This window comes from Oceanococcus atlanticus, from assembly GCF_002088235.1.
In the GTDB taxonomy this organism is placed as follows: Bacteria; Pseudomonadota; Gammaproteobacteria; order Nevskiales; family Oceanococcaceae; genus Oceanococcus; species Oceanococcus atlanticus.
In genome coordinates this window covers 648,684-673,616 of sequence record NZ_AQQV01000002.1, presented here as the reverse complement: position 1 = coordinate 673,616, position 24,933 = coordinate 648,684, and the positions used below count along the sequence as shown (strand labels likewise).

General features: G+C 63.2%; 23 protein-coding genes. 8 read left to right on the top strand and 15 right to left on the bottom strand.

Annotated elements, in window-relative coordinates:
• Positions 1–2: 2 nt before the first annotated feature.
• The 5 genes from accB to cutA form a co-directional block, all read right to left on the bottom strand.
• The gene (accB, locus tag ATO7_RS10215) at positions 3–458 is read right to left on the bottom strand and encodes an acetyl-CoA carboxylase biotin carboxyl carrier protein (protein WP_083561628.1); all 456 of its coding nucleotides are present in this window, start codon (positions 456–458) and stop codon (positions 3–5) included.
• On the bottom strand, positions 458–910 hold the full coding sequence (gene aroQ / locus ATO7_RS10210; protein WP_083561627.1) for a type II 3-dehydroquinate dehydratase: 453 nt from the start codon (positions 908–910) through the stop codon (positions 458–460). The genes accB and aroQ overlap by 1 nt, the downstream gene beginning before the upstream one ends.
• A 133-nt stretch (positions 911–1,043) precedes the next feature.
• The gene (locus ATO7_RS10205) at positions 1,044–1,565 is read right to left on the bottom strand and encodes a TlpA family protein disulfide reductase (RefSeq protein WP_083561626.1); all 522 of its coding nucleotides are present in this window, start codon (positions 1,563–1,565) and stop codon (positions 1,044–1,046) included.
• Positions 1,562–2,011 carry a protein-disulfide reductase DsbD domain-containing protein gene (locus ATO7_RS10200; RefSeq protein WP_083561625.1) on the bottom strand — a complete coding sequence of 150 codons (450 nt, stop codon included), beginning with the start codon at positions 2,009–2,011 and terminating at the stop codon, positions 1,562–1,564. The genes ATO7_RS10205 and ATO7_RS10200 overlap by 4 nt, the downstream gene beginning before the upstream one ends.
• A gap of 11 nt (positions 2,012–2,022) precedes the next feature.
• Positions 2,023–2,364: a divalent-cation tolerance protein CutA gene (gene cutA, locus ATO7_RS10195; RefSeq protein ID WP_083561826.1), complete on the bottom strand. Its 342-nt coding sequence runs from the start codon at positions 2,362–2,364 to the stop codon at positions 2,023–2,025.
• A gap of 103 nt (positions 2,365–2,467) precedes the next feature.
• On the opposite strand from cutA, the gene ATO7_RS10190 reads away from it, so the two are divergent.
• From ATO7_RS10190 to ATO7_RS10175, 4 genes are all read left to right on the top strand, one after another.
• Positions 2,468–3,829, top strand: a complete 1,362-nt coding sequence (locus ATO7_RS10190) for an MATE family efflux transporter (protein ID WP_206044879.1) — start codon at positions 2,468–2,470, stop codon at positions 3,827–3,829.
• Entirely contained in the window at positions 3,826–4,299 is a 474-nt protein-coding gene (locus ATO7_RS10185) for a GAF domain-containing protein (protein ID WP_083561623.1), read from the top strand. The genes ATO7_RS10190 and ATO7_RS10185 overlap by 4 nt, the downstream gene beginning before the upstream one ends.
• 61 nt (positions 4,300–4,360) lie before the next feature.
• Complete coding sequence (lgt, locus tag ATO7_RS10180; protein WP_083561622.1) at positions 4,361–5,164, top strand: prolipoprotein diacylglyceryl transferase; 804 nt, start codon at positions 4,361–4,363, stop codon at positions 5,162–5,164.
• Positions 5,164–5,955 (top strand): thymidylate synthase, encoded by a 792-nt coding sequence (locus ATO7_RS10175; RefSeq protein ID WP_083561621.1) that lies wholly within the window; start codon positions 5,164–5,166, stop codon positions 5,953–5,955. Before lgt ends, ATO7_RS10175 begins: the two co-directional genes overlap by 1 nt.
• A gap of 3 nt (positions 5,956–5,958) precedes the next feature.
• Here ATO7_RS10175 and ATO7_RS10170 read toward each other — a convergent pair whose 3' ends face one another.
• Positions 5,959–7,266 carry a spinster family MFS transporter gene (locus ATO7_RS10170; protein ID WP_158523155.1) on the bottom strand — a complete coding sequence of 436 codons (1,308 nt, stop codon included), beginning with the start codon at positions 7,264–7,266 and terminating at the stop codon, positions 5,959–5,961.
• A gap of 169 nt (positions 7,267–7,435) precedes the next feature.
• Here ATO7_RS10170 and ATO7_RS10165 point away from each other — a divergent pair, with 169 nt between their 5' ends.
• Both ATO7_RS10165 and ATO7_RS10160 read left to right on the top strand, forming a co-directional pair.
• A complete protein-coding gene (locus ATO7_RS10165) occupies positions 7,436–8,266 on the top strand; it encodes an alpha/beta hydrolase (protein ID WP_146680275.1) in 831 nt (276 codons plus the stop codon).
• Between the two features lie 66 nt (positions 8,267–8,332).
• Positions 8,333–9,637: a thiolase family protein gene (locus ATO7_RS10160; RefSeq protein WP_083561618.1), complete on the top strand. Its 1,305-nt coding sequence runs from the start codon at positions 8,333–8,335 to the stop codon at positions 9,635–9,637.
• On the opposite strand, the gene ATO7_RS10155 is transcribed toward ATO7_RS10160, so the two are convergent.
• From ATO7_RS10155 to ATO7_RS10120, 8 genes are all read right to left on the bottom strand, one after another.
• Positions 9,638–11,860, bottom strand: coding sequence for a beta-propeller domain-containing protein (locus ATO7_RS10155; RefSeq protein WP_158523154.1), 2,223 nt, complete (start codon positions 11,858–11,860; stop codon positions 9,638–9,640). It lies immediately after the preceding gene.
• Between the two features lie 102 nt (positions 11,861–11,962).
• Positions 11,963–12,724, bottom strand: coding sequence for a glutathione S-transferase N-terminal domain-containing protein (locus tag ATO7_RS10150; protein ID WP_083561825.1), 762 nt, complete (start codon positions 12,722–12,724; stop codon positions 11,963–11,965).
• A gap of 4 nt (positions 12,725–12,728) precedes the next feature.
• Positions 12,729–14,363, bottom strand: coding sequence for a BatD family protein (locus ATO7_RS10145; RefSeq protein WP_158523153.1), 1,635 nt, complete (start codon positions 14,361–14,363; stop codon positions 12,729–12,731).
• A gap of 5 nt (positions 14,364–14,368) precedes the next feature.
• A complete protein-coding gene (locus ATO7_RS10140; RefSeq protein ID WP_083561615.1) occupies positions 14,369–16,186 on the bottom strand; it encodes a VWA domain-containing protein in 1,818 nt (605 codons plus the stop codon).
• Entirely contained in the window at positions 16,183–17,157 is a 975-nt protein-coding gene (locus tag ATO7_RS10135) for a VWA domain-containing protein (RefSeq protein WP_083561614.1), read from the bottom strand. Before ATO7_RS10135 ends, ATO7_RS10140 begins: the two co-directional genes overlap by 4 nt.
• Entirely contained in the window at positions 17,151–17,639 is a 489-nt protein-coding gene (locus ATO7_RS10130) for a DUF4381 domain-containing protein (RefSeq protein ID WP_083561613.1), read from the bottom strand. Before ATO7_RS10130 ends, ATO7_RS10135 begins: the two co-directional genes overlap by 7 nt.
• Positions 17,636–18,532, bottom strand: a complete 897-nt coding sequence (locus tag ATO7_RS10125) for a DUF58 domain-containing protein (RefSeq protein ID WP_083561612.1) — start codon at positions 18,530–18,532, stop codon at positions 17,636–17,638. The genes ATO7_RS10130 and ATO7_RS10125 overlap by 4 nt, the downstream gene beginning before the upstream one ends.
• 8 nt (positions 18,533–18,540) lie before the next feature.
• A complete protein-coding gene (locus tag ATO7_RS10120) occupies positions 18,541–19,500 on the bottom strand; it encodes an AAA family ATPase (protein ID WP_083561611.1) in 960 nt (319 codons plus the stop codon).
• Between the two features lie 103 nt (positions 19,501–19,603).
• On the opposite strand from ATO7_RS10120, the gene ATO7_RS10115 reads away from it, so the two are divergent.
• Complete coding sequence (locus tag ATO7_RS10115) at positions 19,604–20,566, top strand: NAD-dependent epimerase/dehydratase family protein (RefSeq protein ID WP_083561610.1); 963 nt, start codon at positions 19,604–19,606, stop codon at positions 20,564–20,566.
• A gap of 201 nt (positions 20,567–20,767) precedes the next feature.
• A complete protein-coding gene (locus ATO7_RS10110; RefSeq protein WP_158523152.1) occupies positions 20,768–23,719 on the top strand; it encodes a TonB-dependent receptor domain-containing protein in 2,952 nt (983 codons plus the stop codon).
• Between the two features lie 61 nt (positions 23,720–23,780).
• Here ATO7_RS10110 and ATO7_RS10105 read toward each other — a convergent pair whose 3' ends face one another.
• Positions 23,781–24,764 (bottom strand): tetratricopeptide repeat protein, encoded by a 984-nt coding sequence (locus ATO7_RS10105; RefSeq protein WP_158523151.1) that lies wholly within the window; start codon positions 24,762–24,764, stop codon positions 23,781–23,783.
• Positions 24,765–24,933 lie beyond the last annotated feature (169 nt).

The window sequence follows — 24,933 nt, the reverse complement described above, 5'->3', positions numbered from 1 at the left end:
ACCTATTCGATAACGAACATGGGCTGGTCGAATTCAACCGACTCCTCGTTATCGACCAGCACCTCGGTGACGGTGCCCGAGCGTGGCGCTTCGATCTGGTTGAGCATCTTCATCGCTTCGATGATGCACAGGGTCTGGCCGGCGGACACGGTCTGGCCGACTTCGACAAACGACGGCGCGCCGGGTGAGGGCGAGGCGTAGAACGTGCCGACCATGGGTGAGCGGACCAGTTTGCTCTCGTCACGCTTGGCCGGCTCAGCCGATGTTTCGGTTGCGTTGTCGCTGGGGCGTGGTGCGGCCGCTGGGGCTGGCGCCGCGATCGGCGTACTGGCCACGGGGGCTGCGTGCTGGCTGAAGCGGCTGATGCGAATGGCCTCTTCGCCGGCTTTGATTTCGATTTCTGCGACATCCGAGCTTTCGACCAGCTCGATCAGTTTTTTGACTTTGCGAATGTCCATCAGTCGTCCTGTTGCGATTCGAGTCGCCGCATGGCGGCATTCAGTGCGAGTTCGTAGCCGTGCACACCCAGCCCGCAGATCACGCCGACAGCAATGTCGGAGAAATACGAGTGATGGCGGAACGCCTCGCGGGCGTGCACATTGCTGAGGTGAATTTCGATAAACGGCAAGTTCACCGCGAGCAGTGCATCGCGCAGCGCGACGCTGGTGTGGGTGAACGCGGCCGGATTGAACAGGATGAGATCGCAGCCGTCGTCGCCGGCTTGATGTATGCGCTCAATCAGGGCAGTCTCCGCATTGCTTTGGAAGCACGTCAGAGCATGGCCTTGTGCATCTGCCAGTGAGGTCAGATGCTGCTCGATATCGGCGAGCGTGGTGTGGCCGTAGGTTTGCGGCTCACGGGTGCCGAGCCGATTCAGATTCGGGCCATTGAGTAAAAGCAGTTTGCCCACTGCGATTGATCCTGTTGATGCTGTTTTGCACCATTGTGTCGCAGTTGTGGGTCAATGTATAGGTTTTGCGAAAGATCGCAGCACGATGTCGGCAAATTCCTACATTTTTGCGGTTTTTGCCGAACTTTGCGTTCTACAGATAAGTCTCGAGCAGCTCATCCAGCTGAGCCTGGGTCAGTTCACCCCAGTGGCGCTCCACGATCAGCCCCTGGCGATCGATCAGCACGCTGAAGGGCAAAGCGCCCAGCGTGTCGCCGAATTCGTCCATCAGCGAGAACAGCGCCTGATCGCCCACCGTGACCGGGTAGCTGATCGGGTTGTCCTTGAGAAACGCGCTGACTGCAGCCGAATCGTCCAGCGCCGGCCCGAGTATCGCCAGGCCTTGCTCGGCGTATTGCTGGTAGGCCGCATCCAGGCGCGGCATTTCGAGCACGCATGGTGTGCACCAGGTGGCCCAGAAATTGATCAGCAGCAGTTGTCCGCGGTAGCGCTCCGGAGTGTGCGCCTCACCGTTGAGATCGATCAACGAGAAGGCTGGCGCCGGCATAGGGCTGCTGTCATCGGCGCCGTGTCCGTGATTGTGGCGCATGCCGCCCAGGACAAAACCCAGGCCCAGTGCTAGCGCGGCGATCACGGCATAGGTCAGGGCTTTCATGGTGTGGTCAGATCCAGTGTCACGGTATGCGTTTGCGGTGGGTAGCACAGGCCCGCGTCGGCGCAGCCCTGATAGCGCAGTTTGAGCGTAACCGATTCGCCTTGTCCCGTCAGGGCAATCGGCAGATCCAGCACATCGTGGTAAATCTCGACGTCGCCGAAGTGTTCGTCGTGGTACGGCTGGCCCTGAGGGGGCTGCCAGCGAATGGTCAGGCCGTTGGGTTCGACCACCGCGACATCAAGGCGATGCCGGTAGAGGTAGTAGCCCGGGGCAATCGTCCAGCGTGCCTGGATGCGCTCGCGGTCCAGTGCGATGGCCTCGACCCGAAAGGCGTCCTCGGCAGGCAGAAAGGCGTCCTGGCTGCTGCGGGTGTCATCAAAAAATCCGGCGCTGGCCATCCACGGCCAGAGCAGGGCCAGCAGGCCGATCGTCACAGTTCGCATCATGTTCGGGATGTTCAGGGCAGGGGCCGGGTTTCGTCGCGGACCCAGGCTTGATAGCCGGGCCACACGCTGCCCGCCGGCAGGCTGATGATTTCGGGCACGGCGTAGGGGTGCAGCTCGGCCAGCTGGGTGAACAAGGCTTCGCGCTGGTCAGCGCAGGTCTTGATTATCAGCAAGGCTTCGTCTTCAGCGACCACCTGTTCATCCCAGCGATAGACCGAGCTCACCGACGGCAGGATGTTGACGCAGGCGGCCAGGCGCTGGCTAACCAGCGACTGCGCCAAATCGCGGGCTTCGCTTTGCGGGCAGGTGCACAACACCAGCTGCAGGGTATCGGGGCTTGGGCTGACAGACATGGCCATGTGACCGACAGACGGGCCGCCGGGTTCAATCAGGAGGCGCGATAATACGCGGTTTCGTCCCGGCCTCGTTGTGCCGTACTCCCCGCCGATGTCTGCTGTGTCTCCCTCTGCGCTTGAATTGCCGCGCCTGTCGCGTCTGGTCCGTTTGGCCGGTCCCATCGTGTTTGCCCAGATTGCCTTTTTTGGCATGAACACCACCGACACCATCGTCGCTGGACAACTGGGCGCCGATGTGCTGGCCGGTGTGGCCTTGGGCGGCACCATGCTGATGATTGGCATGACCTTTCTGCTGGGCTTTGGTCTGGCCGTGTCGCCGGGTGTGGCACACCGCATTGGCGAGCAGCGCGAGGCCGCGGAGATCGGGCGCTTCAGCGCATCGGCCCTGCGCTTGATGGTGGTGCTGTGGACGTTGTGGGGTGTGTTGCTGTGGCTGTTTCCGCCGCTGGTGCTGGATCAGCTCAGTCTGGAGCCGGCCGTGCGTGACGGCGCGGTGTCATATTTGCGCGCGCTGTCGCTGGGCACTCCTTTTCTTGGTGTGTTCTTCGCCCTGCGCAATACGCTGGAAGGTTTGGGTCACAGCCGTCCGGTGATGTGGATCGGTTTCACCGCCTTGCTGCTGAATATTCCGCTGGATCTGGCGCTGATGTCCGGCTGGGGGCCGTTGCCGGCGCTGGGTGCCCTGGGCTGCGGTCTGGCCACTGCGCTGGTGCAGATGTGGCTGGCGGCTGCGATGGTCTGGTTGTTCTGGCGCGACCCGCGATTTGTGCCTTATCAGCCGCGTGGTGCGTGGCAGCCCGAAGCCGGCCGCGAGGTGCTGCAGCAGGGTTTTCCGATTGGCGCTGCCTTGGCCAGCGAGACCGCCCTGTTTGCGACCGGCGGGCTTTTGATGACGCGCTTCGGCACCGAAACCATAGGCGCGAGTCAGATCGCGCTCAATTTCACCGGGATGATGTTCATGATTGCGCTGGGTCTGGGTCAGGCCGTGGCGGTACTCATCGGTCAGGCGGCGGGCGCGCGTCAGGCCGCGGCGGTGCGCCGCATCGGCGCGCTTGGTTACCAGAGCATGTGCGTGCTCAGTGGCCTGATCGCGTTGCTGCTGTTGAGTATGCCGTCGCCGATCGTGGCCCTGTATACCGATGACGCGGCGGTGGCCGCCATTGCCGTGAGTTTTTTGCGCATTGCCGGGGTGTTTCATCTGGTTGATGCCTTGCAGGCGCTGGGCTCGGGCATGTTGCGAGGGCTCAAGGACACCGCCTTCGTGATGCAGGCGACCACCTTTGCCTACTGGGGCGTGGGTGGTGCGGCGTTTATCTGGCTGTTCCATTTCAAGGCCAGCGGCGCGCAGGCCGTGTGGTGGGTGTATTGTGCCGCCCTGGCCGCTGCGGCGGCCTTGCTCGGCATACGGTTTGCCTGGCAGGTGCGGCGCCTGCCAGCGAGATATCAGGAGAGCCAAACATGAACCACGCGTTGTTTCTAAAGCAGGCGGACGCGCTGATCAGCGCTGAGCCCGACGCCCTGGCCAACGCCGCCAATCTTTCGGCCCTGCTGTACCAGCAGTGGTCTGACATCAACTGGGCCGGGTTTTACCTGCGTCGTGGTGAGGAGCTGGTGCTGGGGCCTTTCCAGGGCTTGCCGGCGTGCACCCGCATCGCCTGGGGGCAAGGTGTGTGCGGCACCGCTGCGGCGCAGCAGCGCACCCTGCGGGTCGCGGATGTGCATGCCTTTGATGGGCATATCGCGTGTGATCCCACCTCCGCCTCCGAACTGGTTGTGCCGCTGGTGCAGCAGGGCCGGGTGATCGGGGTGCTGGATATCGACAGTCCGCTCAAGGCGCGCTTCGATGCGCAGGATCAGGCCTGTGCAGAAGCCCTGGTTGATCTCTACATTGCCGCGCTGATTCGGTATCCTGCGCAGCCGCCGGCGTGGTGACGGGCAGCGCTTTTGCACGCGCACCGCGGCTCATTCGCGACCTGACTTGCCAAGGCTTTTCATGCTGACTCATCCGAATTTCGACCCCGTTGCGATTGCCATCGGGCCGTTGCAGATTCACTGGTACGGCTTGTCGTATCTGGCCGGTTTCGCGCTGTTCTGGCTGATTCAGGTGCAGCGCCTGAAGCTGCCACATGTGGCAGCCGCGCGCTGGACCCGGGATGAAATCAGCGACGTGCTGTTCACCGGCATCCTCGGCGTAATTCTGGGCGGCCGCGTGGGTTATGTGCTGTTCTACGATTTTTCCGCCTTTCTCGCCGACCCCATGTATCTGCTGCGTATCTGGGAAGGTGGCATGTCGTTTCATGGCGGCCTGATCGGGGTGCTGCTGGCCGAGTTCTGGCATGCCCACAAATACCGCCGGCGCTGGTGGGAAGTGATGGATTTCATCGCGGTGGCGGTGCCGGTGGGGCTGCTGACCGGGCGTATCGGCAACTTCATCAATGGCGAGCTGTGGGGGCGGGTGACCGAAGTGCCCTGGGGCATGGTGTTTCCGCATGCTGGCGCCGGCCCGCTGCCGCGCCACCCGTCGCAGCTGTACGAAGCCGGCCTGGAAGGACTGGCCCTGTTGCTTATCCTGCTGTGGTTTGCGCGCAAGCCGCGCCCGGTCATGGCGGCCTCCGGCCTGTTCCTGATCGGCTATGGCGTGGCCCGCACATTCGTGGAATTCTTCCGCACACCCGACGCCCATATCGGCTTCCTCTACGGTGGCTGGCTGACCATGGGTATGATCCTGTCAGCGCCCATGTGGTTGTCGGGCATGGCGATCATGATCTGGGCTTATCGTCGTAACGGAGAGCGCTGATGCGCCAGTATCTGGACCTGATGCAGACCATCGTCGACACCGGCGCGGACAAGAGTGATCGCACCGGCACCGGCACCCGTTCGATCTTCGGCGCGCAGATGCGTTTCGATCTGGGTCAGGGCTTTCCGCTGCTGACCACCAAAAAGCTGCATCTGCGCTCGATCATTCACGAGTTGCTGTGGTTTCTCAGTGGCGACACCAATATTGCCTATCTCAAGGACAACGGCGTCACCATCTGGGACGAATGGGCCGACGAGCATGGCAACCTGGGGCCGGTGTATGGGCATCAATGGCGCAGCTGGCCAACCCCCGATGGCGGGCATATCGATCAGATCAGCCAGGTGCTGGATTCACTGCGCAACAACCCTGATTCGCGGCGTCATATTGTGTGTGCGTGGAACGTGGCCGATGTGCCGAACATGGCGTTGCCGCCCTGTCATCTGCTGTTTCAGTTCTACGTCGCCAATGGGCGCCTGAGCTGCCAGTTGTATCAACGCTCCTGCGATTTCTTCCTCGGCGTACCGTTCAACATTGCCAGCTACGCCTTGCTGACCCACATGTTCGCCCAGCAATGCGGCTACGAACCGGGCGATTTCGTGTGGACCGGTGGCGATGTGCACCTCTACTCCAATCATCTGGAGCAGGCAGCCGAGCAGCTGTCACGCACACCGCGAGGTTTGCCGCGGCTGCGCCTGAACAAGGCACCCAGCCTGTTCGATTACAGCTTCGAAGACATCGAAATCGTCGATTACGACCCGCTGCCGCACATCAAGGCGCCGGTTGCGGTCTAGGCCCTAGTCTGAGGCGGCGTCGCCGGCAACGTAATCCTGGCGATAGGTGCGCACACCCTTGAGCATGTGCAGCGAGGCCCAGGCCAGAAACAGCACGGAACCGGCCAGCGCATAGCGCAGCGAATCGCTGCCGAACTGTGGTTGCAGCCAGTCGCTGGCTGCGCCAATCAGTACCGGGCCGACACCCAGGCCGATCAGATTGGTGACCAGACCCAACAGCGCAATGGCCATCGAACGCTCGCTGTCGTGGGCCACGCCATAAACCGCGGAATACAGTGCCGGCAGAGCCATGAACACCAGCGTATTGGCGACGACATACAAAGCCAGGCACAAGCGGTAATCGGGTGCGAGCAAGGCCGCCGCCATGATCGGGGCCGCGATCAGGCAAGCCAGACCCGGCAGGCGCAGCTTCCAGGCCACATCGCGGCGGGCCAGCCGGTCGACGATGATGCCGGCCAGGATTGTTCCGATCAGCGTGGAGACCAGGGCCGCGCTGCCGTAGCTGCGCGTGGCGATATTCACCTCAAGCTCAAAACTGCGCTGAAAGAACGGAATGGCGAAGGCCGGCATGCCGAGGGTAAAGAACGACACCGTGGCAAAAGTCAGCAGCAGCTGGAAATAGGTTTTTGTGGCCAGCAGTTTGCGCATGACCGCGCGCGAGGAGGCATCGAAAATCTCGCCCGGACGTGGCACCCGAGTGATCTGACGGGGCTCGCGCAAGCTGGCGAATACCACCACGGCCAGCAGCAGGCCCGGAATGCCGACCACCATGAGTGTGATCCGCCAGGTGCTGGCCTTGAGCACTTCGCCGCCCAGAATCACCCCGACGAAGCTGCCGATCAACGCGGCAAACGACAAGATGCTCGCCACCTTGCCGTGCTGGGTTGGCGGGTAGTAGTTGGAGGCCAATGAATGGGTTGGCGGGACCGCCCCGGCTTCACCCACGCCGACTCCGATGCGGGTCAGAAACAGGGTGAGAAAATTCTGCGCCATGCCGCCCAGTGCGGTCATGCCGCTCCAGACGGCCAGGCACAGGGCCACCACAGTGCGCCGGTTGCCGACATCGGCCCAGCGCGCCAGCGGTATGCCCATCAAGGCATAGAACAAGGCAAAGGCCGGTCCGGTGAGTACACCCAGTTGCAGGTCGCTGAGGCCGAACTCCTGTTTTACCGGCTCCAGAATGACGCCGAAAATGCCGCGATCGATATAGGCGATCACCAGCACCACAAAAATCAGGCTGAGGCAGTAACTGCGGTACCAGCCGCTCGGGTTGTTCATGTGCCCGTAGGGCGAAGGGTTGGCAGTGGGCACACGGGTCTCCGGTTCGTTTGAGCCCGCCGGCCGTGCGGCCTGTCGGGCTGGTTGCGCTTCAGTGTAGGTTGCGTCGATACGGCGGAAATACCCCATTCGGGCGGCATGCCTGCATCCGCTGGCCGGCTAGGCGGCGTAGAGTCAGTGAACTCGTTTTGTGGAATGGATCATGTCGCGAACATCCCTTGCTGTGCTGTCCTGTGTCGCCATGGCGCTGGCGGGCTGCAGCGTGCGCAGCCCGGCGCAGTTGGACTACGAGGTGTCGCGTGATCAGGCGTATGTCGATCAGGCGCATGAGCGTCAGCACGCCGACATCTATGTGCCGTCGGGGGGCGGGCCGTTTCCGGCGGTGCTGCTCATCCACGGTGGCGGTTGGGCGCGCGGTGAACCGGCAGACATGGACAAATTTGCCCAGCGTCTGGTCGCATCCGGCTACGTGGTGATGAATCTGGGCTACCGGCTGGCGCCGGCGTTTCGATACCCCGCGCAAAGCCTGGATGTGGCTGCGGCACACCGCTATCTGGAAGCGCAGGCGCCACGCTGGAAAGTGGACCCGACGCGGGTTGGGGTGATGGGTTATTCGGCGGGTGGTCACCTGGCCCTGATGCTGGGGCTGGATGAGCCGAGCACGCGCCATCGGGTCCGCGCGGTGGTGTCCGGCGCCGGGCCAACCGATCTGACGCGCTATCCCGAGAGTCCCTACCTGCACAAGCTGATCGGTGAATACGCCGGTCACGAAGCCGAGTACCGGGCCGCGTCACCGTTGTTCCTGGCTTCGTCCGATGATCCGCCAACCCTGATGTATCACGGCACCTGGGACCTGCTGGTGGATATCGAGCAATCGCGTCTGCTTGCCGCTGCGCTCAAGGCCCAGGGGGCGCCCTATCAGTTGCTTGAGGTGTCGCTGTCGGGGCATGCCACCACCTTTTTGGTCGATGGCTGGATCTGGCCTCAGGTGCTCGCGTTTCTGGATCGCCACGTCAAAACCACCAGGCCCTGAGTGTGCGCGCTGTGCGCCATGTTTCTTTGCGGTAACATCGCATCCGGTTTTTGACTGGAAAGCTGCATGCCCGGATTTACTGAGGTCGCCGACGCGCGTCGCCCTGTTGTAGTGGACGCCGTACGGACACCGTTTCTGAATTCCACTGGCGCTTATGCGCAATTGCATAACTACCAGCTGGCTGCTCTGCCGTTGGCCGAGATTTTGCGCCGTGCCGGGCTGGATGCTGCAGCGGTTGAGCTGGTCACCATGGGCATGGTGGTTCAGGATGTGGAGACCACCAACGTGGCGCGCGAAGCCATGCTGGTGGCGGGCTATCCCAGTCATATCCCGGCCTACAGCATTTCCATGGCCGGTGTGTCGCCCAATGTCGGTGTGATCAACCTGTGCGATGCGATCGCGCTGGGGCGTCTGAAGATCGGGGTGGCGGCAGGCACGGAGAACTTCTCCGATCTGCCAATACGCCTGCCGCGGCGCATGCGCCAGCGTGCGATTCGCCTGTCCAAGGCACGCAGCCTGCGACAGCGTCTCAAGCTGCTGGGCGGGATTCGGCCGGCTGATCTGCTGCCTGAACTGCCGAGCAGTCAGGATCTGACCACCGGCCTGAGCATGGGCAGCGCCTGTGAAAACATGACGCAACGCTTTGCCGTGACGCGCGAAGCGGCCGACGCCTACGCGCTGAGCAGCCATCAGCGCGCCCAGGCTGCCTGGGATGCGGGTCACTATGCCGATGTCATGCGGGTGAGCCTGGCGCAGATTGAGGTCAGCCGCGATGACGCCATCCGCGGCGACACCTCGCTGCAACGCCTGGCCGCGCTGAAGCCGTCGTTCGACCCTAGGGGCATCGTGACGCCCGGCAACGCATCCGGACTGACCGATGGCGCCGCAGCCTTGCTGATGATGGCGCAGGGCGAAGCCGAACAGCGCGGCCTGACACCGCTGGCGCGGGTTTGTGATGCGCAGCTAACGGGCGTGCACGACATGCACAGCGAGATGCTGCTGGGGCCGGCCATGGCGATTCCGCCACTGCTGGCGCGTCACGGGCTGCGCATGCAGGACATCGCCGTGTTCGAACTGCACGAAGCATTTGCCGCTCAGATTCTGGCCAATCAGGCGGCCCTGGCCGACACGCGCTTTGCGCGTGAGGAACTGGGGCTGGAGCATGCGCCCGGCGCCATCCCCGCCGAGCGTCTGAATCTTTGGGGCGGCTCGCTCGCGCTGGGCAATCCGTTTGCCGGGACCGGAATCCGCCTGATCAGCACGGCCGCTCGCCGTTTGCGCCTGGAAGGCGGACGCTACGCGGTGGTGGCCACCTGTGCCGGCGGCGGTCTGGGGTCAGCCTTGTTGCTGGAAAATCCCGAGGCCGTTTGATCAGGGGCGCAGATCCAGCGTGTCGCTTTCGCGCGGCGTGTCGGCGCTGGCGTCCAGCACCTTGAGATAAGACGAGGACAGGGTCAGCAGCGTGGTGGTGGCCAGCAGTTCGGCGGTGTCCTGGATGATCACGCTGCGCAAGGGCTCGTTGTAAATCACCGGGGCGAAGCCGTTGCAGCCTTCCGGCGGCAGTTCGTCGGCGTTGGGCGGGCAGCCCTGGCCATTGTCGCCGCTGTCCTTGTGATCGATGCGCGCGTACTCGTCGATACTGGCCTCACTGCCTTGTACACCGATGCGATAGGCGATGAAGCCGCTCAACGCGTCGCTGCTTTCGGCCGCTGCGATCTGTACCGGAATGCTCAGCACGCCACTCAGGTCGTTCAGATCCAGTAACGCAGCGGTTTGGCTGAACGTGAAGGCATGCGGATCGTGTTCCGCCAGGCTGAAGGCATAGTCATTGCTGCCCAGCGCGGGTTCTGCGCTGGCCACGAGCTGCGGTTGTGCCAGATCGGAGACGTCGAAGATCTGCAGCTGAAAGGCCCGCCCGCTGCCCACGCCATTGTCGCCGGCGTTGCGTCCGATGGTCAGCAGGTGATCATCACCCAGCGGATGCATATAGCTTGAAAAGCCCGGGATCTCGAGCTCCCCGACCTTCAAGGGCGCGGCCGGATCGCTTAGATCGAAGGTGAACAGCGGGTCGATCTGTTCGAAGGTCACCACATAGCCCTTGTTGCCGACAAAGCGGGTCGCGCGGATGGTTTCCCGGGGTTTTTCGCTGACATCGACAAAGTCTTCGACCTGGCCGCTCAGGGTCATGTTGGTGGTCGAGAGCACGCTCAGGTGGTGGTGATTGACCCACCGATCTTGCGCGTCGGCGCCTGGTCGCGCCTCGGTCGTGACCACACGCAGATGATCCTCGAACTCACTCATCTGATAGCGGTTTCCCAGCCAGCCATCGACCAGGCCCAGGCCGCCAGGTTCGGCGCTGCCGTTGCTGATGTCGTAGCGGTAGATGGCGGTTTGCTGCGTTTGCTGTGGGTCAAACCACCAGCCGCCGCTGTGCTGGCTCAGATACAGCGCCTGTGCACTGGCATACAGCTGCCAGGCGTTGTTGATGCTGCCCAGCGTGCTCAATGCGCTGCCATCGCTGTCGATGCTGGAGATCATCAGCAGACCCATGCGTGTGCTGACCGACGGGTGCTGAATCTGGGTACAGGCCAGAGGCTGCATGCCGCTGGCCTCGGTGCCGAGGCGGGGCAGCAAGTCCTCGGCTGGCAGCGCCGCAACGGCCTGTTCGATAAGGGCGCGTATCTGTGGTTTGAGGGCGTCCATGCGGGCCTGGTCCTGGTCGGCGTAGGCGCGTGGATATTCCTCGTAGGCCAGGGTGTGGAAGTTCTCGTTGTCGTACAGGCTTGCCGGATAGGGCAGGCCGAACTGGGTGACCAGATGTATGCGCGCGCCGATGCGTCGGGCATCGACAAACTGGCCGTCCAGGAGCAGGGATTCCAGGGCTCGCGGATTGCTGCGATCGGACACGTCGAAGAAACGCACTTCGGTGGCGTCTTCGAAGTCGGGGGGCGCGATACTCGATTTGCCCGCTGGTCCAACAAAACCCGCGTCGCTGACCGCCGGGGCATCGAGGTAGTAGATGTAGCCCGGAGTCAAAATGATGGCCAGACGTTGATTCTCGGCGTCGAGAAACATGCCGCTGGGTTGCCTGGTTTCGCTCAAGGCCAGCCGCGCCAGAATGTTCAGATTGTTGACATCGCTGATGTCGATGACCAGCAGTTCGCGGGCCTCGCGGCGCAAGACGTACAGCGTTTGCCCATCCGGGCTGGTTTCGATGATGTCGGCTTCGTCGACGCCTGCTTCCTGGGTGTTGGTGTCGCTGACCTCGCGCTGCGGGGCAGCCTCCGGCGCTGCGGGTGCGGCCACCGCATCGCCCTGGGCGAAATCGACCGCCTCCAGCGTGGCCGGCTCGCACCCAAAGCAGTTGCGGTTGTAGCTGTAGCCGCTGAAATACTCCTCGGCCAGCGCTTGCGCGTAGTAATCCTTGAACGCAGCGCAGGAGGCGAAGGCTTGCTGCTGCAGCTGAGTCTTGGGGGTGTCGGTGTTGTCGGGGGCGGCGCTGGGCGTAGGCAATTGCCCGCTGTCACCACCACCACATGCGCTGGCCAGCACAGCAAATGCCCCGGCCACGATCACCTTGCGAAGACCTTCCATCAGACTCTCCTGCTCGCTGCGACGAGCAGGCATTATCGCGCGCTCGCAGGCTGCGGCAAGCCTGTGCCGATCAGCGTGCGGTTTGAGCGGACGGACTGCGGTCTAGGCGTAGTGGGCGTTCAGGTAATCCAGGATGTCAGCCGACTCGAACATTTCGGTGCCGCTGTTGGGGTCGACCAGATAGGGCACCTGAACCTTGCCGGCGCGCTCCAGTAGCGCCTTGCGATTGCGGCCGACAACGGGCGCATCGGGGAAGAACTGCTTGCGCAGATGCGGCGGCCCCATGTCCTTCCATTCGGCCTTGCCGGTGTTGCGCAAAATATACGGCAGCTCCAGAGCGCTGAGGCGTTCGCGCACCGGGCGCGAGAACGGACTGGATTCGAAGCTGTACAGCTCCAGATCCTGTGCGGGGGCTGCGCGGCCGCGTGCGTTGAGTCCGCTGCTGGCGGCGCGGGTGGCGGAACTGAGCATCGAGCTGGCAACGCGCAGCGGATGGGTCAGGCCAGAGGTCTCACCGTGGCCGTAGGTGCGCTGCAGGTAGGCCACGATGTCGCGTGATTCGTACATCAGTACGCCGGTGTTGGGGTCATGCAGCAAGGGGAACTGGGCCTTGCCGCCACGCTCCACGGCCTGCGGACGAAAGCGCGTGCCGCCACGCGGGCAGGGCAGGATGCGCACATCCAGATCAAGCTCGCACAGGGTTTCGCGCACCAGGCGGCAGTAGGGGCAGTTTTCGATGTCGTAGAGTTCGAGCATCTTCTCGGGCTGAGGGACAGGTTTGAACGCGGCGCTGCCACGCCAGCCACGCAGGCTGCTGGCGAGCAGATTGAGGTTTATATCGACGATGCGGGACAGCTTGGACATCAGCTTACTCCGGGTATAACGGGGCGAGCGCAGCGCGGCCATCGGCCTGCTGCGTGGTAGGGCGAAAATGGCACACCAGCTGCATCAGCGGTTCGCGGGGGACGTTGTCACCGCCGCCGTAAGCCGCCTGATCCAGCGCGGCCAGGGCCGCGGGCAGGGCGGGATCATCACTCAGCTGGCTGAGCTGGTCCAGCCTCAGCGCCTGGCCGCTGGCCTGGCGCGCCCAGTCAAGCAAAGCCTGGCGACAGCGTCGCGCATCGTCATGCTCCAGCGCTCGCAGGACCTCACGGCGGTCAGGCACGGACGGGGCTGTGGCCGGGCTGCGTTCGCGTCGGCGGGTCTGCCACAGCCACGCCAGCAAGGTGCCCAGCCAGCCCGCGGCGCAGGTCAGGGCGGCGACCTGCCAACGCCAGTCCACCCCTGTGTCGATGCTTGCCGGTGTGGGCGCGGCCGAGTTGTCGGCGGCTGACAAGGGCTGCGGCTGTGGCTGAGGTGTTGGCGCTGGCGGGGCCGCGCCAGTGAGCTTGAGCACACGCTCGGGCAAGGTTGCCTGACGCAGCGTATTGCTGGCCGTATCCCACCACTCAAGCGTGACCGCGGGCAGTGTCAGTGCGTTGCCAGCGCCGGGAATAATCGCCGTGCTGTAACTGCGCGTGGCGATCAGCTGCTCGCCGTCGCTGCGGGTTTGTTCCTGGGCCGGTTCGGTGAAGCTTTGCGTGTTGGCGGGCAGGGCCGGCGTGAAGTCGGGCAACTGGGTGTGCAGCTGCCCGAATACGGTCAGGGTGACGGTGCGGGTCAACGGTTGACCGACCTGCCAAGGACCATCGGCCGGGCTGATGCTCTGGCTGAGTTGCACATCCTGCGCCGGCAGCCACGTTGCGGCGTCTGATGGCGGCGGTTTGATTTCGATCTGCAGCGGATCGGCCGCGGCATAGAGGCTGCGCGACGGCGTGCCGAACCCGAACAGCCCCTGGCTGCGCCGGTTGCTGTCGGCCACCTCACCGCTGAACACCGGGCCGTCCAAGGTCAGCGTGCCGGACTGTTCGGCGAAGATGGCGTAACGCCGCTCGATCACCCTGTAGCGGTGTGTGCCGCGCAGGCTCTGGCTCTCGCTTTGATCGCCCAGCTGTTCGATCACGGCATGGCTGCTGGCCGGCTCGGAAAAGCTGCCGGAGAGCAGGTCGCCGCGCACGTACAGCCGTGCGGTTACGGTGATTTGCTCGCGCAGCCAGGCGCTGCGCTTGTCCGCTTCGAACTCGATGAAGGCCTCGGGCAGCTGGCCTTGGGCCAGCTCTGGCTTGCGCACCTCCAGGGTGATCGGGTCGGTCTGCGCCTGGCCGACGCGGATCGCCGGAATCTGTAGCGTGCCCAGACGCTTGGGGCGGAGCTGAATGAGCCAGTCGTGGGTCCGTGTGGTGGTTCCATTAACCATGCGGATCTGGCTGGAGCTGCTGCGTCCGAGAATCTGGAAATCTTGTTCCAGTGCGGACAGATCCGGGTCATCCTTGCCTGATTCACTGCGTATGGTCAGGGTCACGGTTTCCCCCGCCAGAAGCGGGTTCTTGTCCAGGTAGGCGCTGAGCGTGGCGTGTAAGGGCGTGCTGATCAGCCCGATGAAAAGCAGGATGAGGGTTCGCATGATGATCACTGGGCTTGGCGACGTTGTTGCATGCGCTCGAATTTGCGCCGCAGCAAGCCGCCCGGGTCGTCCGGAATGCGTTTGAGCCATTGTTGAACAGCTTGTGCCTGTTCGTCCTCGGGGCTGAATTCGCCACTTTGCACCGACGCGTCGCTGGTCTCCTCGGAGGCGGCCTCGTCGCTGCCGTGTGCGGTCTGGGTGCTGTCGCTTTGCTCGCCGGCCGAATTCTCGTCCGGCGCATTTTGTTGTGCGTCAGCGTTTTGCGCATCGTCGCCCTGTGCGCTTTGCGCGTTCTCAGCCGAGCTTGGGTCTTGCTGGGATTGAGCTTGATCGGCGGCATTGGACGCATCTTGCTCGGCATCCGCATCACTCGTTTGCTGCTCGGCAGAGGAATCGTCCTGCGCGGACTGCGAGGTATCGTTTTGCTGTTGCTGTTGCTGTTGCTGTTGCTGTTGCTGTTGCTGTTCGAGCAGCTTTTCGAGCAGATCGCGATTGGCCTGGGCATCGCTCAGTTGTGGGTCGCGTTGCAGCGCTTTGGCGTAGGCCTCGATGGCGGCTTGCAGATCACCACTACGGGCCAGTGCGTTGCCCTGATTGTAGGCATCACTGGCGCGATCACCGGTGCTCCAGAGTTCGGCCGCCTTTTCGTATTCACCGGCCTCATACAGCGCGCTGGCGCGCCATTCGCGCTGCTTGAAGTTGTCTGCCGCGGTGGCAAAGTCGCCAGCGTGAAAATGTTCCAGAGCCTGCTGATCCTGGGTTTTCCACCAGCCGGCATACGCGCTTTGCGGTTGCAGCAAGGGCAGGCACAACAGCAGCCCGAACAGCCAGCCGCGGCGAAATGCGCTGGCCGCGATCAGGATCAACGGCAGCAGCAGCCAGGCCCCTTCGTCCTGCCACTGATCGGCCTGGAAGCGGTCTTCCGATGGGCCGCTGGCCGAGGCCTCGAAGGCCATGGCGGGCTTGAGTCTGAAATCGGCGCCGGCCTGATCCACGCGGCGATACAGGCCACCGCCGCTGCGCGCCAGTTCGGCCAGCTCGTTTGCCGGCAGTCGGGCCAGGGTGATCGCATTGCGGCTGTCGCGTTGCCAGCCACCGCCAGGCGCCGGAATGGGTGCGCCCTGGGGTGTGCCGGCGGCCAGGATGTGGGTACGAAAGCCGCTTTGACGGGCGTGCTCAACCGCATCACGCGCCGCTGCATCGGGGGGCGAGGCTGTCAGCACGATGATGTCGCCGCGATTCGCGCCGCCTTGTTCGAGCAGATGTCGCGCCTCGTTGATGCCGGCCGCCAGGTTGTCACCGGCGCTGGGCATCAGCTCGGTGCTGAGACTGCTGAGCAGGTGGCTGACGGTGCCACGATCGGAGGTCAGCGGCACCACGGCAAAGGCCTCGGCGGCGAAGGCCACCAGCGCGGTATCGCCTTCCTGCTGGTTGTTCAGTAGCTGCTGGGCCAGCAGCTTGCTGCGTGCCAGACGTGAAGGTTTGATGTCGGCGGCATTCATGGCGGTGGACAGATCCATGACCAGCACGCGATGCAGGGGGCTGTCGTACACCGGCTGGGGCAACTGACGCCAGCTTGGGCCGGCCAGCGCCAGGCTGGCCAGCGCGGTGCCCAGCACAGCAAGGACCAGCGGCCCGCGGGTGTTGCCGGAGCCGCCTCCGCTGGACTGGTTCAGATGGGGCAGTAGCGCCGGATCAATGATCTGCCGCCACGGGCTTTGCGTGCTGAAGTGATCACGCATCAGCCACAGCAGCAGCCACAGGGCGGGTAGAGCCAGCAGCCACAGCGGGCGCAGGAAATGGAAGTTGTCCAGGGCGTTCATGCGCGCTGCTCCCGCCAGCGCTGCGTCACTCCAGGGGCGAGCTGCAACAGGGTCAGCAGCAGGGCCAGGCCCAGCGGCCAGTGAAACAGGGCGGTCTGCGGGCGAAAGCTGAGATTGGCCACTTCGACCGGTTCGATCTCATCGAGCAGGGCGTAAATCTGCTCCAGTGCGGCAACGCTTTGCGCGGTGAAGAAACGACCGCCGGTGGCTTCGGCCACACGTTTGAGAGTCTGCGCATCAATGGGCGATTGACGGCTTTGCACGAACGGTCCGAGACGGATGGTCTGCTCGCCGGAAAAGCCGATGGTGTGGACCCGCACGCCCGACTGCGCGGCCAGCTCTGCGGCCTTGAGCGGGCTGAGATGGCCGGCGTTGCTTTCGCCGTCGGTCAGCAGGATGACCACTTTGTCGTCGTTGCGCCCGGCCGCCAGCAGGTGTTTGACCGCCATACCGATGGCGTCGCCGATGGCGGTTTTCTGCCCGGCCAGACCGACTTCGGCCTCATCCAGCAGTTGGCGGGTGGTGGGGCGGTCAAGACTCAGCGGGCTTTGCAGGTAGGCGCGTTCACCGAACAGCACCAGGCCGACCCGGTCACCCACACGGCGTTGCAGAAACTCGCCGGCCACCGCCTGGACCACGGCCAGGCGTTGCACGGTACGTCCTTGGTAGGCGATGTCGCGCTCGTCCATGCTGCCGGACAGATCAACCGCGAGGACGATGTCGCGCCCCGAGGCCGGTAACGCCACCGGCTCGCCCAGCCAGATCGGCCGGCTGGCTGCGATGAGCAGGGCCAGCCACGCGAGCAGGGCCAGCCACGGGCGCTTGCGGGCCTGCTCGTGCTGGCCGGCCAGCTGCCTTAATGCCAGCGGCAGGGTGATGGCGTCGCCGCGCGCAGCCGCGGGTGCAAACGCGGCGACCAGCCAGGGCAGCGGCAATAACAGCAGCATCCAGGGCCAGTGCAGGCTCAGCATGGCCTTGCCCGCTTGAGATTGGCCTGAATCCAGGCTCGGGTCATGCCCAGCGCGTCGATGCTGAGCGTGTCATCGCTTGCGTCGATGCCGCGGTAGGGCGCTTGTGCGAGTTGCTGCCAGCGCAGCGGATTCTGATCACCAGCGGGTGCATGGGTGGTGAGAAATTCTGACCACTGCGCGGGCGCCAGGCTGGCGGCGCCTGGCCCGTAGACCCGTGCTGCGACCCGGCGCAACAGCTGGTTGAGTGCGCTGAGCTGGCGAACGGCATCGGTTTCTGCGCTGATGCGGGCCAGCTCGGCGTCGGCCTGGCGCACGGGGGCGCGGCGTCGTCGCCAATGCCGCCAGGCCAGCACCATGCCGATGGTCAGCACCACCACACTCAGGGCGAGCAGCCACCAACCCGGTGCAGGAGGCCACCAGCCGGGCTCGGCGGGCAGATGGATGGGTTTCAGATTGGCGAGCGGATCGGCGCCGGGCGTCATCCTGCCCTCCGCCGAGATGGTTGCGCAAAGGCGCCGTCCGGGCCGTCTTCGGTGCGCAGATCGAGATACTGGGCACGGCAGGCATAGGCCAGGGCACGGACCTGCTCCTGGCGCTGTGCAAACTGACGCGACCAGCGCTCCCGCGTGTGCCCGTCACGCGCGTTGAGAATGGCGGTTTTGCCGTCCGAAGCGCGCGTCGGATACAGGCCCGGACGTGGCGCCTGGCGTTCCAGCGGGTCCGAAACCAGTCCGAGAATCAGTTCGCAATGCCGGCCGATCATGCTCAGGCCCTGCTGACCGCGGCTGTCGAGGTCGTGAAAATCGCCGATCACCACGATCAAGGCGCCCGGCCGGGCAATGCGCCGCAGTTCTTCGATCAGCTGAGACAAGGGCGGCATCTGGGCCGCCGCCGGGGGCGCATCGCAGAGCAGCCGAAACAGGCGCATCACTCCGCGCTGCCCGCTGGCCGGGCGTGATTCGCTGTGCTGAGCGTGCAGGCACAGGCCTCCAACACGGTCGCCATTGGCGCTGGCGGCCCAGGCGAAGCGTGCGGCTACGCGTGCGGCCAGCACGGCCTTGAAGCAGCCCTGCGAGCCGAACCACATGGGTGCGCGCAGGTCGCAGGCCAGAATGACCGGGCGTTCGCGCTCTTCGCGGTAGTTGCGCACATGGGTGTGGCCGGTGCGTGCGGTGACGCGCCAGTCGATGCTGCGAATCTCGTCCCCTGGTACGTAGCGGCGGTGTTCTTCGAATTCCATGCCGCGTCCGCGGAAGCCGGACAAATGGGTGCCGGCGAGGTCGGTGAAAACGCGCCGTCGGCTGGCCAGGTCGACGCTGCCGGCATGCTGGCGCTGGGCCAGCAGATCCGCCAGTTCGATGCGATGAAGCGCCATCGCCGGGCCTAGGCGACCGGCACGCGGCCGAGCAGTTCGCTGATCAGGTGATCATCGCTGATGCCTTCCGCCTCTGCGGTGTAGCTGCGCAGGACGCGGTGGCGCAGGACATCCGGGGCGATCGCCTGGATATCATCCGGAGAGACGTAATCGCGTCCCTCAAGCCAGGCCCGCGCGCGGGCGCAGCGCTCCAGGGCAATGCTGGCGCGCGGGCTGGCGCCATAGTCGATCCAGCGGGCCAGATCATCACCATAGGCGGATGGCTGTCGCGTTGCGTGGACCAGCTGAACGATGTATTCCTCGACCGCCTCGCTCAGGTGCAGGGCCAGGCAGTCCTGGCGGGCCTGGAAGATCACGCTCTGGGTCAGTGGCTGCGGTGGCGGGCCAGCATCATGGCGCGCCTCGCCGCGGGCCAGGCGCAGAATCTGGCGCTCGCTGTCGCGGTCGGGGTAGTCCACACGGACATGCAGCAGGAAGCGGTCAAGCTGCGCTTCGGGCAACGGGTAGGTGCCTTCCTGCTCGATCGGGTTCTGTGTCGCCATGACCAGGAACAGGTCGGGCAGGGTGCGGGTGGTCTGGCCGACGGTGATCTGGCGCTCGGCCATGGCTTCAAGCAGAGCCGACTGGACCTTGGCAGGCGCCCGGTTGATCTCGTCGGCAAGCAGCAGATTGTGGAAGATCGGGCCGTGCTGAAACTCGAAACTGCCGTTTTCGGGACGATAGATGTCGGTGCCGATCAGGTCCGAGGGCAGCAGGTCAGGGGTGAACTGCAGGCGATGGAAATCCGCCTCGACCCCTTCGGCCAGCGCCTTGATCGCGCGTGTCTTGGCCAGCCCGGGGGCGCCCTCGACCAGCAGGTGACCATCGGCGAGCAGGGCGATCAGCAGACGCTCGACCAGGGTCTGCTGTCCGATGATGCGGGATTCGATATGTTGCCGAAGGGGCGTCAGGGCGTTGTCGCTGGCCATCGTGAAAGGCGAAGTCCTCGAGTAAACCAATTATTGTAGGTATTGCGGCGCATACGACCAATGTGTTGCTGTGGTGTTCCGTTCGAAAGCTGAGAAGGCGTCCATGAACAAGGCATTTGTCACTGGCGGTTCCGGATTCGTTGGCCGCAATCTGATCCGCCGCTTGCGCAGCGAGGGTGTGGCCGTGGCCGCGCTGGCCCGCTCCGAAGCTGCGGCCAACAGCGTTGCCGCGCTGGGTGCAGTGCCGGTGCGCGGCGATCTGGCCGAGCCGCAGAGCATGGCGAGCGGGATGCAGGGTTGTGATGTGGTGTTCCATGCCGCGGCCACGGTTGAGGACTGGGGGCCGCATGAGTTGTTCTGGCAGATCAATGTGGTCGGCACCGAGAACACTTTGGCAGCGGCACGTGCCGCCGAGGTTGGCTGCTTTGTGCATGTTGGCACCGAGGCGGTTTATGCCACTGGGCGCGATGCCATGCAGGGGCTCAATGAACAACGCCCTTTGCCGGACAACCCATTGCCGCGCTATCCCTTGACCAAAGGCGAGGCCGAACGTCGGGTTTTGGCCGCCAACAGTGCGGCGATGCGCTGCGTCAGTGTACGTCCGCGCCTGATATGGGGTCGCGATGACACATCTGTGCTGCCCAAGATTCTGGCTCAGGTTGAGGCCGGGAAGTTTGTCTGGCCGGATCACGGGCGTGCCCTGACCAGCACCTGCCATGTCGACAACGTGTGTGAGGGCTTGTGGCTGGCGGCGCAGCGTGGCCGTGGCGGCGAGGCCTATTTCGTCAGCGACGGCGAGCCGCGAACCTACCGCGACTTTCTGGGCCGGCAGATGCGCGCGCACGGTTACGCTGAGCCGACCAAATCTGTGCCCTTGTGGCTGGCTGCGCGTTTCGCCCGCACGGCGGAATGGCTGTGGGAAAACCTGCCCTTGCGTGGTGCGCCACCGGTGCACCGTTTGATGATCGAGCTGGGCGCCAAGCCGGTCACTGTGGATGACCAAAAAGCGCGTCAGGAACTGGGTTATCGGCCTGTTATTCAGGTTGATGAGGTGCTACCTCGCTAGGCCGGGCGGATCACTGGTTTTGCACCGGCCAAGTGCGCGTTTTCGGGTGATCAGGATGCACCGAATATCTCTCTATTCACACCTGTTGCATACATGAGTGAATGATGCTGCGGCGCAATATTTCATTTCCGTGGCAATTGCGCTAGCGTTGTCACATCCATTGGAATGGATGGCATACCTTTAACTGGGGAGTTAACTGAGATGAGGGAAGCAAAGGACAAGCGTTTGCCCACGGGCTTGCGTGTCTTGGCGTCAATCACGACCGCTGCTGCGATCGGTTTTACCGGGGCGGCTGTGGCCGACACCGGTGAGGCCAAGATTCGTATCAACGTCCGTGATGGCATGGGTACGGATCATCCGATTGTCACGACCTTGTCCGCTGGACAGGAAGTCGACATTCTCGAATACGCTGGTGAATTCGTGCGTGTTCGGACCTCGGGTGGTTCTGAAGGCTATCTGAAGCAGAGATACCTGAACGTGACCAAAGACATGGTTACCGCTGCAGAGCCGGCACCTGCGCCTGCCCCGGCACCGGCGCCCATGGCGGCACCGCAGCCGGCACCTGCGCCGGTCGCCCAAGCGCCTGTGGCGGCACCTGCCCCCGCAGAAGACGCGAGCAGTGGCGATGATGCGGTGGCCCTGGATCGCATTCAGGTTACCGGGTCACGTATTTCACGTGCCGACATTGAAGGTGCGTTACCCGTCACCGTTATTAGTCGTGACGACATTGAGCGCAGTGGTAAGACATCCGTCAGCGAGGCCCTGCGTTCACTGAGCTTCAACTCGTCGGGTTCCTATGTGCAGACCTCCGGTAACAGCTTTACCGGTCAGGCTCAGGTCAACCTGCGTGGCCTGGGTGCAGAGCGCTCGATCATTCTGGTCAACGGCCGACGTCTGCCGATTTCGCCGGTGAGCACCAGCGCGGCTGACTTGAACGCCATTCCGCTGGCTGCTGTCGAGCGTATCGAAGTGCTCTCCGATGGCGCATCAGCGGTCTATGGTGCCGATGCCATCGGCGGTGTGGTCAACGTTATCCTGCGTAAGGACTTCGAAGGCTCTGCGGTCAGCTTCGGGGCCGGTTCGCCGTCTGAAAATGGCGGTGACACTCGCGAAGCGTCCTATGTGACGGGTATCTCCACCGGGAAATCGAATGCGATTCTTGGTGGTTCCTACTATCGCAAGGACCTGATTCCGCTGTCAGCGCGTCCGTACAGCCGTTCGGAATTCGGTGATGGTCAGGACTTCGGCACCACCGGCGGTCTGTCCGGCTATGGCAACAGCGTGTTCAGCGCAGATTTCAGCCGTCAGCTCGACGCACCGGATGCGGCTTGTCCGGAAGATCGCGGTTTCTACCGTTACACCGACGATGGCAGCTTCAACCTGGCAGGTGGTCCGCTGTGTACCTATGACTACACCGGTATCGCAGCAGATACGGCCTCTTTGGAAGCGGCTTCGCTGTTTGCGTATTCCGAGCGTCAGATCAACGACACCTGGTCGACTTCGTTCGATGCAACGTACTCGCAGACTCAAAGCTTCGGCCGTTTCGCGCCGGCACCGGCACTGCTTTCCGTGCCAGCTGCGGCACCGAGCAACCCGTATGGCGAAGACATCTTCATTGCACACCGCTACCTGGCCCTTGGGCCGCGTGATACCGAAGTGCAGAACGACATCGTGCATGTGGTCGGTACGTTGAAAGGTGATTTCGCCAATTACAGTGCTGAAGCTGGTCTGCGTTTGTTCCGCTACAGCTCGAATGAGTTCGGTCGTAACTACGTGCTGAATTCGGTGGCTGCGGCCAACGCTGCGTCGGGCGCTTACAACCCGCTGGACGTCAACAACCCGGGTGCGCCCGAGGTTCTGAACAGTATGAAAGTCACCATCAACCGTGACGGCTATTCAGAAGCACGTGAAGCGTTCGCGAACTTTGACTTCCCGATGGTTGCCGAAACCGGCGCTGGCCCGGTGGGCTTGGCCGTGGGTGGTGAGTACCGTGAAGAAGAGTTTGCCGATGTGTACGACAGCCAGAGTGAAGCCGGCACAGTCGGTGGCAGCGCAGGTAACTCGTCCAGCGGTGAACGTGATTTCTTCGCGCTCTATGCGGAAACTCTGGTGCCCTTGGCTGAAGGCCTCGAAATGGGCCTGGCGGTTCGCTTCGACGACTACAGTGACGTAGGCAGTGAGTTCAGTCCGAAAGTTTCCTTCCGCTACAACCCCATGGATAATCTGACGGTCCGTGCATCGTACGGTCAGGGCTTCCGTGCGCCGTTGTTGAGCGAGTTGAACGCCAACGATTCGTTCAGTGCGGAAACCGTACGTGACCTGGTGGTGTGTGATGCCAATGGTCAGGATCTGACGACCTGCCCGCAGGTTCAGAAAGACACCTACTTCGTGGCCAACAACAATCTGGATCCGGAAACTTCGGATCAGTTCAGCCTGGGGGTGGTGTTTCAGCCGACGGATTTCTGGGATATCAGCCTGGATTACTACAACATCGTAATCAACGACTCGATTTCCACCCCGTCGCCGCAGTCCTTGGTTCTGCGTGAACTGGCTGGCCAGGCTTTGCCGGATGGTTCGTCGATCACGCGTCTGGCCAGTGGTGCGATTGACAGCATCACCTCGCAGACGGTGAACATCGCCGAGATCAAGACCGACGGTCTGGATTTGAACACCAACGTGTCGCTGAATCTGGGACAGTGGGGCCGTCTGAAGTCCGGGATCACCCTCAGCTGGGTGTTGGGCTTTACCGAGGATGACGGTGCTACGCCGGTCCAGGATCAGGTTGGTTACGCACGTATTGGTAGCTCGAGTGCTGTGCCGGAGTATCGCGGTACCTGGCAGACCATGTGGGCGGTTTCGGATTACACCGTTACTTGGGTTGTCAGCCACATCGCCGATACGGCTTTGACCCAGCTGCCGAGTGCAGCCAACCCGCTGCTGCTGGAGAAGGTTGGTCATACGCCGTCGTACACACTGCATGATCTGCAGGTTCAGTACGCGACGCCGTGGGATTCGGATATCTCCCTCGGGGTGCGTGACCTGTTCGACCGTGGTGCTAACGTGAACCGCTCACTGGGCAACCCGTTCTACGATCAGGAACTGTATGACCCGACCGGGCGTATGCCGTACGTGAAATTCACGCAGCGGTTCTAAAACCGCAGCGCGACACCATTGGCAAAACGCCCTGCTTCGGCAGGGCGTTTTTTTTTGGCGTTTATGAATGTGATTCGCTGCTCAGCCGATGGATCTTGCTGCTGTACAGCGCACGTGTCTGGGCATTGCTGGCGAGTGACTGAGCCTGCTCCAGGGAGGTACGGGCACGTTCAATCTGTCCTTGTTGCAGCTCTAGCAGAGCGCGAAGAAAGATGAACTGATGCTCGTCTTTTTTCAGTCGCAAGGCCTGATCCAGGTGGCGCGTGGCCTCGAGCCATTGACCAGAGCTGTAAGCCGTAAGGCTGCGTTGATAAAAGTAGTACGGGTCTTGCTCGCGAAGCTGGCTGAGGCGTCTTTCAACCTGCAGTGCTTGCTTGGTCTTGCCAAGGCTTCGGTACAAGCTGGCCAGATTGGATAACGCTGCTGGTGCGTGCGGATCAAGGCGCAGTGCTTCCAGATAGGCACTTTTCGCTTGCTCGTGCTGATCTTGCTTGCGGTAAAGCGAGCCCAGATTGAGCCACAACGCAGGAAGGCGCGGGTTCAAGGCATGCGCTTGAGCCAAATGACTGTGGGCTTGTTCAAGGTGGCCGCGTTGCATGAATTCGGCGCCACGGTTGTTGAAGAACAGCGCAAAAGCGCGGGCGTCATCGATCTCTTCGCGCGGATAGTGGCCTTGAAAATCGGCCATGTTGAAGTCGACGACGTAGTTCCAGCGGTGCGATCCGTCGACGCGCAAGTTGTGCAGAATGGCGTTGATGTGATTATCCACAACCACCCAGTCGCCATTGCGTTCCCAACTTGCCGGGACATCGATCAATTGATAGTTGACGAGCAGGCCGGCCTCACGCGCCAGCGCGACGAAAAGGTTGGTGAAAGACAGGCAATTGCCGCGACGGTCTTCGAAGGTCTGCGCGGCTGTGCGCGTGCGCCCCAGTTCAAATTCAAGGGCCAGCAGCTGCTCATCCAGCATGCCGTGTATCAGCTGTTCGAGGCGTTGTCCGGGGCGCGCGTTCAAATCCACATGCCGGGCCACAAATTCACGCATTTGTGGCGTTGTCGCCAAAATTTCGTCTGCTTTGACTTGAGTCTGTGCGAGGGACTGCGGTGCTTCAGCGATCAGACTTTCGGGCGCCACCGTGGATTGATGGGGCAGGGGAGCGTGCGAAGCACAGGCGAGCAGCATGCTGGCAAGTCCCACTGAACCCAGCCTGATC